This is a genomic window from Streptomyces sp. JJ66, from assembly GCF_019303495.1.
Classification (GTDB): domain Bacteria; phylum Actinomycetota; class Actinomycetes; order Streptomycetales; family Streptomycetaceae; genus Streptomyces.
In genome coordinates this window covers 150,799-165,308 of the sequence record NZ_JAEVFI010000016.1, presented here as the reverse complement: position 1 = coordinate 165,308, position 14,510 = coordinate 150,799, and the positions used below count along the sequence as shown (strand labels likewise).

Below are 14,510 nucleotides of genomic sequence, written 5' to 3'. Positions count from 1 at the left end.
GCGCGGGTGTCGCCGTAAATACGAATACTATCTACCTCTTTGGAGTCGCCGTGCTCTCCGAACAGTCCCTCCCGGTCGTCCGCGCCACGCTGCCCGTCGTGGGCGGGGCCATCGGGGAGATCACCGAGCGCTTCTACCCCCGGATGTTCGCCGCCCACCCGGAGCTGCTGCGCGACCTGTTCAACCGGGGCCACCAGGCCGACGGCACCCAGAAGCAGGCCCTGGCCGGGTCGATCGCCACCTTCGCCACCTTCCTGGTCGAGCGGCCCGACGAGCGCCCGGACGCGATGATGGCCCGCATCGCCCACAAACACGCCTCACTGGGCGTCACCTCCGAGCAGTACAAGATCGTCCACGAGCACCTGTTCGCGGCGATCGTCGAGGTCCTGGGCGAGGCCGTCACGCCCGAGGTGGCCGCGGCCTGGGACGAGGTCTACTGGCTGATGGCCAACGCCCTCATCGCGGCAGAAGCCCAGCTCTACCAGGAGAGCGGCGTCGCCGAGGGCGAGGTGTGGCGCGACATGGTGGTGAGCGGACGCCACGCGGAGACACCCGACGCGGTCTCCCTCACCCTGCGCCGCGCCGACGGCGGCCCCGTCGAGCCCTTCCTGCCGGGCCAGTACGTCAGCGTCCAGGCGACGCTGCCGGACGGGGCCCGGCAGATCCGCCAGTACAGCCTCTCCCAGGCCCCGGGCCACCCCGAGTGGCGCATCACCGTCAAGCGCCTGCGCGGGGAAGACGCCAGGCCCCAGGGCGAGGTCTCCTCCTGGCTGCACGAGAACGTCCGGCCGGGTGACACCCTCACCGTGTCCGCCCCCTTCGGCGGGCTCACCCTGCCCGAGGGCGAGGGCCCGCTGCTGCTGGCCTCGGCCGGAATCGGCGCCACCCCGATGCTGGCCATGCTCGACCACCTGGCGGCCACCGGCTCCACCCGGCCGGTCCTGGTCGCACACGCGGACCGCACCCCCGCCGACCACGCCCACCGGGCGGAGCTGACCCGGCTGACCAGCGAACTCCCGGGCGCCAGCCTGCACCTGTGGTACGAGGACGCCCACGCCTCGGTGCCCGGCGCCCGGGCGGGACGCACCGACGTGGCCGCGCTGGACCTCCCCCCGGGTCTGACCGCCTACCTCTGCGGCCCCCTGCCCTACCTGAAGTCGGTGCGCGGCGCCCTGCTGGAGCAGGGGGTGGCACCCGCCGCCATCCACTACGAGGTCTTCGGCCCCGACCTGTGGCTGGGCCGCGACTGACCTCCCCAGGCCGCTCCGGGCCGCCGAGAGCCCCTGGCGGAATGCGGACTCCCAGATGCGCATCAGGCCGCCCGGCCGGCCTGCCGGAGCTGGCGGAGCTGGCGGAGCTCTTACGATGGTCTCGTGCGACTGACCAAGGGCACCGACCTGGCGCTGCGCATCGCCATGCGGCTGGCGGTGGTGGACGCGGACTCCGCGCCGACCACCCGCGAGGTGGCGGACGCGGTGGCAGCGCCCTACACCCACGCGGCCAAGGTCGTCACCCGCCTCCAGCACCTCGGCGTGCTGGAGGCCCGGCGCGGCCGGGGCGGCGGTCTCTATCTCACCGAGGCCGGGCGCCGCGCTTCGGTGGGCCGCCTGGTGCGGGACCTGGAGGGCGCGGGGGATGTGGTCGGCTGCGAGGACGATCCGCCGTGTCCCCTGCGCGGCTCCTGCCGCCTGCGCCACGCGCTGCGCACCGCGCAGGAAGCCTTCTACGCCTCCCTTGACCCGCTCACCATCGAAGAACTGGTGAGCGGCCCGGCGCGCCCCGTCCTGCTGAGCCTGTCTCCCCGCCCCGCGGCGGACTGACCGCCCGCCCCGTCGAGCACTGCTATCCCGGGGGAACAAGGCCCGGTGGGGCGTTTGTTAGCCTGGGACGTGGCGTCGGCCCGATCCATGCCCCCGGGCCCAACCTTAGTCGCCGCGAGCGACCACTTGCCGCGAGGCGAGCTGGCGGGTCGGCGCCGTCAAGCGCATCAGGAAGCGGGTCTCCCCAGCGCGGGGAGACCCGCTTCCTGATGTCCGGGGCGGTGTGGGGTGCCACCCGGGTATCCGCGGCGACGCCGGTTCTCGTATGGTGGAAACAATTTTCCGAACCCGGCTCGTCTTACCGCGTACCCAGCGGTAGGTGCGACGATTCGGAGGCAAACGCGCACCCGCGAAGTGCTTGAAGGAAAGCAGAGGAAGTCGGCATGGCAACGGCGCCCAGCGTCTCCTACTCGATGACCGTCCGGCTGGAGGTCCCGGTCGGCGGCTCGGGGGTCAGTCAGATCACCAGCGTCGTGGAGTCCTCGGGCGGGCACGTGACCGCTCTCGACGTCACGGCGTCCGGGCACGAGCGCCTCCGCATGGACGTCACCATCGCCGCGAGCTCCACCGACCACGCGAACGCGATCGTGCGCGAGCTCGGCCAGATCGAGGGCGTCTCGCTGGGCAAGGTCTCCGACCGTACCTTCCTCATGCACCTCGGCGGCAAGATCGAGATGTCCTCCAAGCACCCCATTCGCAACCGTGACGACCTCTCCATGGTCTACACGCCCGGCGTCGCCCGCGTGTGCACCCAGATCGCCGCCAACCCCGAGGACGCGCGGCGGCTGACCATCAAGCGCAACAGCGTCGCCGTCGTCACCGACGGCTCGGCCGTGCTGGGCCTGGGCAACATCGGCCCGCACGCCGCGCTGCCGGTCATGGAGGGCAAGGCGGCCCTGTTCAAACGCTTCGCGGGCATCGACGCCTGGCCGCTGTGCCTGGATACCCAGGACACCGACGCCATCGTGGAGATCGTCAAGGCCATCGCCCCCGGCTTCGCGGGCATCAACCTGGAGGACATCTCCGCGCCGCGCTGCTTCGAGATCGAGGCCCGGCTGCGCGAGGCGCTGGACATCCCCGTCTTCCACGACGACCAGCACGGCACCGCCATCGTCGTCCTGGCCGCCCTGCACAACGCGCTGCGCGTCGTGGACAAGGCGATCGAGGACGTGCGCGTGGTGATGTCGGGCGCGGGCGCGGCCGGTACGGCGATCCTCAAGCTGCTCATGGCCGCCGGGGTCAAGCACGCCGTCGTCTGCGACATCAACGGCGTCGTGCACGCCGAGCGGGAGGACCTGCGCGGCGTGGACGGCGGCACCGCGCTGCGCTGGATCGCCGACAACACCAACCCCGACGGCGTGACCGGCACGCTCAAGGACGCCGTGTCCGGGGCCGACGTCTTCATCGGCGTCTCCGCGCCCAACGTGCTCACCGCCGAGGACGTGGCCACCATGGCCGAGGGCGCGATCGTCTTCGCGCTGGCCAACCCGGACCCGGAGATCGACCCGGCCATCGCCCGCCAGACCGCCGCCGTCGTCGCCACCGGACGCTCGGACTTCCCCAACCAGATCAACAATGTGCTGGTCTTCCCCGGCGTCTTCCGCGGCCTGCTGGACGCCCAGTCCCACACCGTCACCGACGCGATGATGCTCGCGGCGGCTCGTGCACTGGCCGACGTGGTGGGCCAGGACGAGCTGAACGCGAACTACATCATCCCCAGCGTCTTCAACGAGAAGGTATCCGGCGCGGTGGCCGACGCGGTCAACGAGGCCGCCGTCCGCTCCGGCGCCGCCGGCTGAGCCGCTCCCGGGGACAGGTGTGGGTCCCCCTTCCGCCAGGTAGGCGACGTCCGAACGTGCACGCGGTCCGGTGTGAGGGGGGTTACGCACCGGCCGGGTCGGCGCGTCGCGGAATGTCGCGCGGGCTCGGCACCCGTAGGGTTGCGGGCGGACAAAGCCTGAGGAACGTCATCCTGACGGACAGCGGAGCTTTTCTTGTGACGACGGGCCATCGGATTGGCATTCCCGCCACCGCTGGGGGCAGGATGCGTCCCGGGCGCGAGGGTCCGGCATGAGGACCCGGGTCCCGGCACTGTCCGAGCGGCCTGGCAGCATCGGCTTCGTCTCACGCCTCAACGGCAAGAAGAACACGGGAGTAACACACATGAACCGCACTGAGCTGGTGGCCGCTCTGGCCGATCGCGCTTCGGTGAGCCGCAAGGACGCCGACGCCGTTCTGGCCGCCTTCGCCGAGACCGTCGGCGAGGTCGTCGCCAAGGGCGACGAGAAGGTCACCATCCCGGGTTTCCTGACCTTCGAGCGCACCCACCGTGCCGCTCGCACCGCCCGCAACCCGCAGACCGGCGACCCGATCGAGATCCCGGCCGGTTACAGCGTCAAGGTTTCCGCGGGCTCGAAGCTGAAGGAAGCGGCGAAGGGCCAGTAACGGCCTTCCCCCGCCGAAAGGGCGGTTGGCGGACCCGTCCGCCAACCGCCCTTTCGCACCCGCGACGCGCGGCCCGCCGCGAGGCGGCGGGCCGACAACCCCCTTCGGGCCGACAGCCCTCTTACGGCAGCTCCACCTTCGCGCCGAGCCCGGGAAGCTTCTCCATGAAGTTCTCGTAGCCACGGTTGATGAGCTCGATGCCATGGACGCGCGAGGTGCCCTGCGCGGCCAGCGCGGCGATCAGGTAGGAGAAGCCGCCCCGCAGGTCGGGGATGACCAGCTCCGCCGCCTGGAGTTTCGTCGGCCCTGACACGACCGCGGAGTGCAGGAAGTTGCGCTGGCCGAAGCGGCAGGGCGTGCCGCCCAGGCACTCGCGGTACAGCTGGATGTGCGCGCCCATCTGGTTGAGCGCCTCGGTGAAGCCCAGCCGCGACTCGTACACCGTCTCGTGCACGATCGACAGGCCGGACGCCTGCGTCAGCGCGACGACGAGCGGCTGTTGCCAGTCGGTCTGGAAGCCGGGGTGGACGTCGGTCTCCAGCGCGATGGTCTTCAGCGGGCCACCAGGGTGCCAGAAGCGGATGCCGTCGTCCTCGACGTCGAAGCTGCCGCCCACCTTGCGGTAGGTGTTGAGGAAGGTCATCATCTCGCGCTGGCTCGCGCCCCGGACGAAGACGCTGCCCTCGGTGGCGAGCGCCGCGCACGCCCAGGACGCCGCCTCCAGCCGGTCCGGCAGCGCGCGGTGGCGGTAGCCGCCGAGCTTGTCCACGCCGGTGATGCGCAAGGTGCGGTCGGTGTCCATGGAGATGATCGCGCCCATCTTCTGCAACACGCAGATGAGGTCCTCGATCTCCGGCTCCACGGCCGCGTTGGACAGCTCCGTGACGCCCTCGGCCAGCACCGCCGTCAGCAGCACCTGCTCGGTCGCGCCGACGGACGGGTACGGCAGCCGGATCTTCGTGCCGCGCAGCCGCTGCGGCGCCTCCAGGTACTGGCCCTCCGGGCGCTTTTCGATCGTCGCGCCGAACTGCCGCAGCACATCGAAGTGGAAGTCGATGGGGCGCCCGCCGATGTCGCAGCCGCCCAGGCCCGGGATGAAGGCGTGCCCGATCCGGTGCAGCAGCGGGCCGCACAGCAGGATCGGGATGCGGGAGGAACCGGCGTGCGCGTCAATGTCGGCAACGTTGGCGCTCTCCACGTGGGAGGGGTCCATCACCAGCTCGTCGGACTCGGCGCCGGTGTGCACGGTCACACCGTGCAGCTCCAGCAGGCCGCGCACCACGCGCACGTCGCGGATGTCGGGCACGTTGCGCAGCTGGCTCGGCTCGCTGCCGAGCAGAGCCGCCACCATCGCCTTGGGCACGAGGTTCTTCGCGCCGCGAACCCGGATCTCGCCTTGCAGCGGGGTGCCGCCGTGGACGAGGAGAACGTCATCGGTGCCGGTCATGGAACTCGCGATCTCTGAACATGGGCAGGGGACTCACGAATGGTAGTCGCCGTACGGGCGGACACCAGAAAACGCGCACGGGCACCACGCTGTGTGCCTGCCCGGCGGCGTGTCGCCCACACCGCCCGGCGCGGACTGCGGGGCGTGCGCTACCCGGTGCGCACTGCCGGTGCGCGAACTCGGCGCGCGGACCCGGCGCACACCGCCCGGCATGCCTTACCCGGTGTGGACCGCCGTCGCGCGGCCCCGGGCGGTGCGCCGCGCACCGCCGTCGCGTGCTGGCTGGCCTGTGCCGCTGGCCAGGTGTCCGGTTTGGTGCCCGCCCGTGGGCGGGGTGGACCATCATGGGGGCATGTCCTCCGAGGTCTCCTCGCACACCGGCCGGCTGCTCGTCGCGACCCCGGCGCTGACCGACCCGAACTTCGAACGCGCGGTGGTCCTGCTCCTGGACCATGACGACGAGGGGTCCATCGGCGTCGTCCTCAACCGGCCCACCCCCGTCGGCGTCGGCGACATCCTGCAACCCTGGGCCGCGCTCGCCGGTGCGCCCGGCGTCGTCTTCCAGGGCGGGCCGGTGTCGCTGGACGCGGCCCTCGGCGTCGGCCTCATCCCCGGCACCGAGGGGCCGCTCGGCTGGCGCCGGGTGCACGGTTCCATCGGCCTGGTGGACCTGGACGCGCCGCCCGAGGTGCTCGCGGCCGAGCTGGGTTTCCTGCGCATCTTCGCCGGATACGCGGGCTGGGGCCCGGGCCAGCTGGAGACCGAGCTGGAGGAGGGCGCCTGGTACGTGGTGGACTCCGAGCCCGGCGACATCTCCGCCCCGCACCCGGAGCGGCTGTGGCGCGCGGTGCTGCGGCGGCAGCGCGGCGCGCTCGCCCTGGTCGCCACCTACCCGGACGACCCGAGCCTGAACTGACGCTCCCGGGCATCGCGCACCGTGCCCCCGGGGCGCCCGGCACCGCTTCCCGGACCGGGTCCGCACCCCGGACGGATCGGTACCCTTGGGTTCCATGAGCACTCTTGAGCCCGAGCGCGGTACGGGGACCGGCACCCTCGTCGAGCCGACCCCGCAGGTGTCACACGGCGATGGCGACCACGAGCGCTACGCCCACTATGTCCAGAAGGACAAGATCATGGCGAGCGCGCTCGACGGCACCCCCGTGGTGGCGCTGTGCGGCAAGGTCTGGGTGCCCGGGCGTGACCCGAAGAAGTACCCGGTCTGCCCGCTGTGCAAGGAGATCTACGAGTCCATGACCGGTGGCGGCGACCAAGGCGGCAAGGGCGGCAAGGACGGCGGCAAGAAGTAGTCGCCCTCAGGCGGCGGACGCCCCGCCCGCCGCCCCGCCCGGCACCCCACCGCACCGCCCCCCGGCTCCCGACGGCCCCGCGCGCCCGCGCGGGGCCGTCGCGCTGCCGGAATCCGGCGCCGCTGACGGAGCGTCACGGGTGACAGGTTCCGGCAGCGCCGGCCGCACTCCTCTTATGCCGGACATGTTCGGCCGTCTCGGACGCCCGAGCGAGTGGAACCCCACGATCGTGTGAGAGTGACCGGATGCGTCGGCCCCCCACGCGTCCTCCTGCCATCGTGACGGCAGGCATCAAAGGCACGAACGACCGCTTAACGGACGTACGGTTCCACCCCTCTTAGAGCCCGTCGTGAAATGTGCCAGAGTTGCCACCGCCGGGCTGTGAGCACGTACGGTACGGCTGGGGCAGCCGGGCGACCGGGAAGGGGCAGCTGGATTGAGCACGCACGCACCGCCGCATGCGCCGCATGGTCCAGGGGTGACGCGATCCGTCACCCTTCCGGCCACGCTTGACGAGGCCGTGGCGGCGCTCACCGCCATGCCCGCCGCCATCCCCGTCGCCGGCGGCACCGACCTGATGGCGGCCGTCAACGCCGGTCAGCTGCGCCCGGCCGCGCTCGTCGGGCTCGGCCGCATCAGCGAGATCCGGGGCTGGGAGTACCAGGACGGTCACGGCATCCTCGGCGCCGGCCTCACCCACGCCCGCATGGGCCGCCCCGACTTCGCCGCGCTCTTCCCCGCCCTGGCCGCCGCCGCCCGCGCCGCCGGGCCGCCGCAGACCCGCAACGCGGGCACCCTCGGCGGCAACGTCGTCACCGCCGCCCCCGCCGGCGACACCCTGCCGGTGCTGGCCGCGCTGGAGGCCACCCTGATCGTCGCGGGCCCCGGCGGCTCCCGGCGCGAGATGCCGGTCAGCCAACTCCTCAGCGGCCGGGAGATGCTGCGGCCCGGGGAGGTCGTCGGCCACCTGCGGGTGCCGCTGCTGCACGCCCCGCAGACCTTCCTCAAGGCGACCGGACGCACCGGCCCCTCCCGCGCCACCGCCTCGGCCGCCGTCGTACTGGACCCGGCGCGGCGCGGCGTGCGGTGCGCCATCGGCGCCGTCGCCCCCATGCCGCTGCGTCCGCTGGAGGCCGAACAGTGGGTGGCCTCCCTCATCGACTGGTCGGCCGTCCGCGTCCGTGGCGCCGTCGCGCTGGCCCCCGAAGCGCTGTCCGCCTTCGGCGAGTACGTCGCGATGGCCTGCATCCCCGACTCGGAGGCCGACCCGGACACCGGGCAGGCCCCGGCCCTGCCGCCCGCCGTCCAGCACCTGCGCCGCACCGTCGCGGCCCTGGCCCGCCGCGCTCTGGGGAGGGCGCTCGCATGAGCAACGAACCGCACGCGGACCCCTCGGCGCCGCCGCACTCCGTGCCGCCGCAGGGCGGCTGGGGCGGCGAGTACGACGGCGACGCCACCGCCTTCATACAGCTCCCGCCGCACCTCGCGGACACCCCGGCCCCCAGCACCGGTTACCCGGAGCGGGAACCGCTGGCCGCGCCCGGCACCGGGCAGGGCTGGGAGCCGCCCGTCATCCCGCCGCCCACCCCGGCGGCCACCACCGATCCCACCGACACCGGGCACTGGACGCTGCCGTTCGCCGCCGTCACCGACGAACCGCTCACCCACGAGACGCTGGAGGGCGGCTACACGGCGGCCGAGGCGTTCGGGCAGCCGCCCGCGCCGCCGGAGCAGGCGGCCCCGGCCGGGCCGGGCCTGCTGGGCCAGGGCGCCGCCGCGGCCCTCGCCGGGTCGCACGAGGCACGGCTGCACGCGGACGCGGGCGTGGTGGAGCCCGAGGTAGGCGAGCCCTGGACGCTGGCCCCCGCCGGACCGGACGCGCCTGCGGGCCTGGCCGCGCCTCCCGCCCCGGCCGCCCCCGCCCCCGGGGACCTGCCCGGCGCCCCCGGCTGGCCGGGTGACCCGGCTCTCTCCGGTTCTCCGGGCTCCTCCGGTGGCCGGGCCTTCTCCGGCTACCCGGGCTTCCCCGGTGATCCGGCCGCGCCCGGCGCCCCGGACGAGCCCGGCGCGTCGCGCGGTGCCGCAGCCGGTGGCGCCGACGCGGACGGCGCCGAGTCCGACACCGCCGACCCGGCCGCCGCCGAGCCGCTGTCGGCCGAGTCGCCCCCGGCGCTCACCCCCGACGCGGCACCGGAGCCCGCGCCGCACGACGAACACCCCCTCACGTCCTACACGTTGCGCGTCAACGGCGCCGAGCGGCACGTGGCCGACGTCTGGATCGGCGAGTCCCTGCTGTACGTGCTGCGCGAACGCCTCGGCCTGGCCGGGGCCAAGGACGGCTGCTCGCAGGGCGAGTGCGGCGCCTGCTCGGTGCAGGTGGACGGACGGCTCGTCGCCTCCTGCCTGGTGCCCGCCGCGCTGGCCGAGGGCAGCGAGATCCGCACCGTCGAGGGCCTGGCCGAACCGGGCGACCCCTCCGACGTGCAGCGGGCACTGGCCGAACACACCGGGGTGCAGTGCGGGTTCTGCCTGCCCGGCATGGCGATGACGGTGCACGACCTGCTGGAGGGCAACCACGCCCCCACCGGCCTCCAGGTCCGCACCGCGCTGTGCGGCAACCTGTGCCGCTGCTCGGGCTACCGTGGCGTGCTCGACGCCGTTCGCGAGGTGGCCGCCGAGCGGGCCGAACGGGCCAGCCAGGCGGCGCGGGACGCGGGCGAGGGCACCCCGCGCATCCCGCACCAGGCCGGTCCCGGCGACGAGGGAGGCACCCAGTGACGTCCAGCGAGGCGGTGACCGCCACCCCGGCCCAGGGCACCCCGCTGCCCCCGCGCCCGCCCGAGCGCCCGCACGGCCTGGGCAGTTCCGTGCCGCCCGCCGACGCCACGGCCAAGGCGCAGGGCACCTTCCCCTACGCCGCCGACCTGTGGGCCGAGGGCCTGCTGTGGGCGGCGGTGCTGCGCGCGCCGCACCCGCACGCCCGCATCGTCGCCATCGACACCGAGCAGGCCGCCGCCATGCCGGGCGTGCGCGCCGTCGTCACGCACGCCGACGTCCCCGGGGAGGCCAACCACGGGCGCGGCATCGCCGACCGCCCGGTGTTCGCGCGCGACCTGGTGCGGCACTACGGCGAGGCCGTCGCCGCCGTCGCCGCCGACCACCCCGACACCGCGCGCCTGGCCGTCGCCGCCATCGCCGTCGAGTACGAGGTGCTGGACCCGCTCACCGATCCGGAACAGGCGTTCGGGGCCGAGCCGATCCACCCCGACGGCAACGTCCTCCGCCACCTGCCGCTGCGCTACGGCGACGCGGACGCCACCGGGGATGTCGTGGTCGAGGGGCTGTACCGGGTCGGCCGCCAGGACCCGGCGCCCATCGGCGCCGAAGCCGGGCTGGCCGTGCCCCGTCCCGACGGCGGCGTCGAGCTGTACACCGCCTCCACCGACCCGCACACCGACCGGGACCGGGCCGCCGCCTGCTTCGGGCTGCCGCCCGAACAGGTGAAGGTCGTCGTCACCGGCGTGCCCGGCTCCCTGGCCGACCGCGAGGACCTCAGCTCGCAGCTCCCGCTCGGCCTGCTGGCCCTGCGCACCGGCTGCCCCGTCAAGCTCACCGCCGGGCGCGAAGACTCCTTCCTCGGTCACGGCCACCGGCACCCCACGCTGCTGCGCTACCGCCACCACGCCGACTCCGAGGGCAAACTCGTCAAGGTCGAGGCACAGATCCTCATGGACGGCGGTGCCTACGCCGACGGCTCCCACGAGGCGCTGGCCGCGGCCGTCGCGTTCGCCGCCGGACCGTACGTCGTCCCGCACGCCGTGGTGGACGGCTGGGTGGTGCGCACCAACAATCCGCCCGCCGCGCACGTGCGGGGCGAGGGCGCGCTCCAGGTGTGCGCGGCCCACGAGGGCCAGATGGACAAGCTCGCGGCGCAACTCGGTCTGGACCCAGCCGAGTTGCGTGCCCGCAACGTTATGGCCACCGGTGACCTGCTGCCCACCGGGCAGGCTGTCACCTGCCCGGCCCCCGTCGGCGAACTGCTGGCGGCGGTACGGGAGGCGCCGCTGCCGCCGCTGCCCAAGGACAGCCCGGAGGAGGAGTGGCTGCTGCCCGGCGGCCCCGAGGGCGCGGGCGAACCGGGCGCGGTCCGGCGCGGCGTCGGCCACGCGCTGGGCATGGTGCACCTGCTCGGCGCGGAGGGCGCTGACGAGGTGTCCACGGCCACGGTGAAGGTCAATGGCCCCGTCGCGACCGTGCTGTGCGCCGCCGTCGAGACCGGCCAGGGTTTCGCCACCCTCGCCCGGCAGGTCGTGCAGGACGTCCTCGGCGTCGAGGAGGTGCACATCGCCGCTGTGGACACCGACCAGCCCCCGGCTGGCCCCGGCGCCCGTGGCCGGCACACCTGGGTCTCGGCGGGCGCGGTGGAGCGCGCCGCGAAGATGGTCCGCACCCAGCTGCTCCAGCCGCTCGCCGCCACCTTCGGCATGTCCACCGAGCTGCTGTCCATCGCCGACGGCAAGATCACCTCCTACGACGGCGTGCTCTCCACCACCGTCGCCGAAGCGCTCGACGGCAAGGAGCTGTGGGCCACCGCCCAGTGCCGCCCCCACCCCACCGAGCCGCTGGACGACACCGGCCAGGGCGACGCCTTCGTCGGCCTCGCCTTCGCCGCCGTCCGCGCCGTGGTGGACGTCGATGTCGAACTCGGCTCCGTGCGCGTCGTCGAACTCGCCCTGGCCCAGGACGTCGGCCGCGTCCTGCACCCCGCCCAGTGCCGGGCCCGCATCGAGGCCGGGCTGACCCAGGGCCTGGGCGCCGCGCTCACCGAACACCTGCGGGTCGCCAGGGGCGTCGTCCGCCGCCCCGACCTCACCGGCTACCCCCTGCCCACCGCCCTGGACACCCCGGACCTGCGGATCGTGCGGCTGGTGGAAGAACGCGACGTGGTGGCCCCGTTCGGCGCCAAGTCCGTCAGCGCCGTCCCCCTCGTCACCGCCCCCGCCGCCATCGCCGCCGCCGTCCGCGCCGCCACCGGCCGCCCCGTGAACCGCCTCCCCATCCGCCCAGCGGCGGTGGTGACGGAGTGAACTCTGCCGCGCGCGAGCCCAGCCCGGTGGTGGGGGGCGGTCACGGCGTATCTGGGGCAGGGCCGACGAGCGTGGCTGTGATCCGCTGCTCACCTCGATAAGCTGCTGGGGTGAACGCGCACGACGAGACACCGGGTGTGCCGCAGGCAGGGGCCTTCGCCGAAGAAGAGCGTGCTGCGGTCGTCTGTGCTGTGGCCGCAGAACAGGCGGACCGCTGGCGGCCGTTGCTGGACCGTCTGCGGGACTCCGACCAGGGAGACTCCGAGTGCGCGGACATTCTCCGTATTGCCGCACAGCAGGCCCGAGCGCACCCTGACCTCCTGCGCAGGCTTGGTAGACACGACTGATCCGGGCGCCCGGACCACCTCGGCCGTCCTCGGGTCGAGCTGAGGGGCGGGGTCACGGTGTGAGATACCGCCGGACTCGGCCCTCCGCGCTGGGGTGCGGGCCGGAGCCGTTACGCTGGCGCGGTTGCCCGCAGGCGTCGAACCCGACCGGAGACCGTGTCTACCACCACCCACCTCTCCCCGGCCTTTCCCGGCCGCGCTCCCTGGGGCACGGCCGGCAAGCTGCGCGCCTGGCAGCAGGCCGCCATGGACCGCTACCTGGAGGCCCAGCCGCGTGACTTCCTCGCCGTGGCCACCCCGGGCGCGGGCAAGACGACGTTCGCCCTCACCCTCGCCTCCTGGCTGCTGCACCACCACGTCGTGCAGCAGGTCACCGTTGTCGCGCCCACCGAGCACCTGAAGAAGCAGTGGGCCGAGGCGGCGGCGCGGATAGGGATCAAGCTGGACCCGGAGTACAGCGCGGGGCCGCTGGGCCGGGAGTACCACGGGGTCGCGGTGACGTACGCGGGTGTGGGGGTGCGCCCGATGCTGCACCGCAACCGCTGCGAGCAGCGCAAGACGCTGGTGATCCTGGACGAGATTCACCACGCGGGCGACTCCAAGTCCTGGGGCGAGGCGTGCTTTGAGGCGTTCGAGCCCGCCACCCGCCGCCTGGCGCTGACCGGGACGCCGTTCCGCTCGGACACCAACCCGATCCCGTTCGTGGAGTACGCCGAGGACAACGCGGGTATCCGCCGCTCGGTGGCCGACTACACCTACGGCTACGGCAACGCGCTGGGCGACGGCGTCGTGCGGCCGGTCATCTTCCTGTCCTACAGCGGCCAGATGCGCTGGCGCACCAAGGCGGGGGACGAGATCGCCGCCCGGCTCGGGGAGCCGATGACCAAGGACGCCGTCTCGCAGGCGTGGCGCACCGCGCTGGACCCGCGCGGTGAGTGGATGCCCAGCGTGCTCGGCGCGGCCGACCGCCGCCTGACGGAGGTGCGCAAGGCGATCCCGGACGCCGGTGGCCTGGTCATCGCCAGCGATCAGGAGTCCGCCCGCGCCTACGCCAAGCTGATCCGCGAGATTACCGGGACGGCGGCCACCCTCGTGCTGTCCGACGACGCCGGTGCCTCGCAGCGCATCGAGGACTTCCAAGGCTCGCAGGACCGCTGGATGGTCGCGGTACGCATGGTCTCCGAAGGCGTGGACGTGCCACGGCTGGCCGTCGGGGTGTATGCGACGACGATCTCCACGCCGCTGTTCTTCGCCCAGGCCGTCGGCCGCTTCGTGCGCTCGCGGCGGCGCGGGGAGACGGCGTCGGTGTTCCTGCCCACCATCCCGATGCTGCTGGGCTTCGCGCACGAGATGGAGGTCGAGCGCGACCACGTCCTGGACAAGCCGAAGAAGGCGGCCGACGAGGACCCCTACGCCGAGGAGGCCGACCTGCTGAAGGAGGCCGAGCGGCAGCAGGACGAGGACACCGGCGAGCAGGACGCGCTGCCCTTCGAGGCGCTGGAGTCCGACGCCGTCTTCGATCGGGTGATGTACGACGGCGCCGAGTTCGGCATGCAGGCCCACCCGGGCAGCGAGGAGGAGCAGGACTACCTCGGCATCCCCGGCCTGCTGGAACCCGACCAGGTGCAACTGCTGCTCCACAAGCGGCAGGCCAAGCAGATCGCGCACAGCCGCAAGCGGCCGGACGAGGAGGCCGACCTGCCGGAGATCCCGGCCGAGCGGCGTCCGGTGGTCACCCACAAGGAGATGCTGGAGATGCGCAGGCAGCTCAACTCGCTGGTGGGGGCCTACGCGCACCAGAGCGGCAAGCCGCATGGCGTCGTCCACACCGAGCTGCGCCGCCTGTGCGGGGGACCGCCGACGGCCGAGGCGACGGCCGGGCAGCTCCAGCAGCGCATCGCCAAGGTACGGGAGTGGGCTACCCGCATGCGCTGACCCGCGAGCTGGCCTGAGGACGCCGGTCCGCCGGACGCACGTTAACCGGAACGAGACCCGCCCCGGACCGAAGCCTTTCGGACAAGCAGTGTGAAACCGCGCAAGGAAGAGGCCAGATTCCG

The 14,510-nt window shown here is 73.5% G+C and carries 12 protein-coding genes; 11 read left to right on the top strand and 1 reads right to left on the bottom strand.

Features of this window, described 5'->3' with window-relative positions; all coding sequences use genetic code 11:
- Positions 1–50: 50 nt before the first annotated feature.
- From JJV70_RS14090 to JJV70_RS14075, 4 genes are all read left to right on the top strand, one after another.
- On the top strand, positions 51–1,250 hold the full coding sequence (locus tag JJV70_RS14090; protein WP_219048219.1) for a globin domain-containing protein: 1,200 nt from the start codon (positions 51–53) through the stop codon (positions 1,248–1,250).
- A 123-nt stretch (positions 1,251–1,373) separates the two neighbouring features.
- Positions 1,374–1,820 (top strand): Rrf2 family transcriptional regulator, encoded by a 447-nt coding sequence (locus JJV70_RS14085; RefSeq protein WP_219048218.1) that lies wholly within the window; start codon positions 1,374–1,376, stop codon positions 1,818–1,820.
- Positions 1,821–2,203: 383 nt separating this feature from the next.
- Entirely contained in the window at positions 2,204–3,619 is a 1,416-nt protein-coding gene (locus tag JJV70_RS14080) for an NAD-dependent malic enzyme (protein WP_219048217.1), read from the top strand.
- Positions 3,620–3,983: 364 nt separating this feature from the next.
- Positions 3,984–4,265 carry an HU family DNA-binding protein gene (locus JJV70_RS14075; protein WP_219048216.1) on the top strand — a complete coding sequence of 94 codons (282 nt, stop codon included), beginning with the start codon at positions 3,984–3,986 and terminating at the stop codon, positions 4,263–4,265.
- Positions 4,266–4,386: 121 nt separating this feature from the next.
- Here JJV70_RS14075 and murA read toward each other — a convergent pair whose 3' ends face one another.
- Positions 4,387–5,712 carry a UDP-N-acetylglucosamine 1-carboxyvinyltransferase gene (gene murA, locus JJV70_RS14070; protein WP_219048215.1) on the bottom strand — a complete coding sequence of 442 codons (1,326 nt, stop codon included), beginning with the start codon at positions 5,710–5,712 and terminating at the stop codon, positions 4,387–4,389.
- 352 nt (positions 5,713–6,064) lie between these two features.
- Here murA and JJV70_RS14065 point away from each other — a divergent pair, with 352 nt between their 5' ends.
- The 7 genes from JJV70_RS14065 to JJV70_RS14035 all read left to right on the top strand — a co-directional run bounded on the left by JJV70_RS14065 (position 6,065) and on the right by JJV70_RS14035 (position 14,388).
- Positions 6,065–6,628, top strand: a complete 564-nt coding sequence (locus JJV70_RS14065; RefSeq protein ID WP_219048214.1) for a YqgE/AlgH family protein — start codon at positions 6,065–6,067, stop codon at positions 6,626–6,628.
- A 94-nt stretch (positions 6,629–6,722) separates the two neighbouring features.
- Entirely contained in the window at positions 6,723–7,019 is a 297-nt protein-coding gene (locus tag JJV70_RS14060; protein WP_219048213.1) for a DUF3039 domain-containing protein, read from the top strand.
- A gap of 436 nt (positions 7,020–7,455) precedes the next feature.
- A complete protein-coding gene (locus JJV70_RS14055) occupies positions 7,456–8,388 on the top strand; it encodes an FAD binding domain-containing protein (RefSeq protein ID WP_219048212.1) in 933 nt (310 codons plus the stop codon).
- Positions 8,385–9,797 carry a (2Fe-2S)-binding protein gene (locus tag JJV70_RS14050; RefSeq protein WP_219048211.1) on the top strand — a complete coding sequence of 471 codons (1,413 nt, stop codon included), beginning with the start codon at positions 8,385–8,387 and terminating at the stop codon, positions 9,795–9,797. Before JJV70_RS14055 ends, JJV70_RS14050 begins: the two co-directional genes overlap by 4 nt.
- Positions 9,794–12,106 carry a molybdopterin cofactor-binding domain-containing protein gene (locus JJV70_RS14045; protein ID WP_219048210.1) on the top strand — a complete coding sequence of 771 codons (2,313 nt, stop codon included), beginning with the start codon at positions 9,794–9,796 and terminating at the stop codon, positions 12,104–12,106. Before JJV70_RS14050 ends, JJV70_RS14045 begins: the two co-directional genes overlap by 4 nt.
- A gap of 110 nt (positions 12,107–12,216) precedes the next feature.
- A complete protein-coding gene (locus JJV70_RS14040; RefSeq protein WP_219048209.1) occupies positions 12,217–12,453 on the top strand; it encodes a hypothetical protein in 237 nt (78 codons plus the stop codon).
- A gap of 156 nt (positions 12,454–12,609) precedes the next feature.
- Positions 12,610–14,388 carry a DEAD/DEAH box helicase gene (locus JJV70_RS14035; RefSeq protein ID WP_219048208.1) on the top strand — a complete coding sequence of 593 codons (1,779 nt, stop codon included), beginning with the start codon at positions 12,610–12,612 and terminating at the stop codon, positions 14,386–14,388.
- Positions 14,389–14,510: the final 122 nt, after the last annotated feature.